The 384-nt window shown below is 56.5% G+C and carries 1 protein-coding gene; it reads left to right on the top strand.

Annotation, left to right across the window (positions count from 1 at the left end):
* Positions 1–163: 163 nt before the first annotated feature.
* Positions 164–384 (top strand): hypothetical protein (locus ACEWB7_RS18700; RefSeq protein WP_411581190.1); only part of this gene is annotated, 221 nt, incomplete at its 3' end.

Genomic DNA, 384 nt, shown 5'->3' with positions numbered 1-384 from the left:
GACCGGCTTTCCCAGGCGGGTGGCAGCAAAGAGAACGCGGGGGTGATCACTGGATGATCGCAGCGATCACCCCGTCCGGCTCGCTTGCTCAGGACAGTTTCCTGACTTGCGAGGCGGAATTATGTCCGGAGCCTTTCGTTAACTCTTGTTCCGCGAGATACCCATGTTCCGCCTTTTGCTGTGCCTGCTTTTACTGATCCCACTGCCGGTCAGTGCTGGGATTTTTGATCTGCCTCGCTCACAGCCGGCCCTGTTCAACGCCCCCCTGAATAACAGCCAGGACTTCCTGCCGGTGGATCTGGCCTTTGGCCTTGATCTGATAGAAGCCGACACCGACAGTATTCGCCTGCGGTTCATAAATGCCGATGGCTATTACCTCTACAA

This window comes from Acinetobacter sp. NIOH-H-8, assembly GCF_046635365.1.
GTDB lineage: Bacteria > Pseudomonadota > Gammaproteobacteria > Pseudomonadales > Moraxellaceae > Acinetobacter.
The sequence above is the reverse complement of the archived record's forward strand: the minus strand, read 5'-3'. Positions and strand labels throughout refer to the sequence as shown.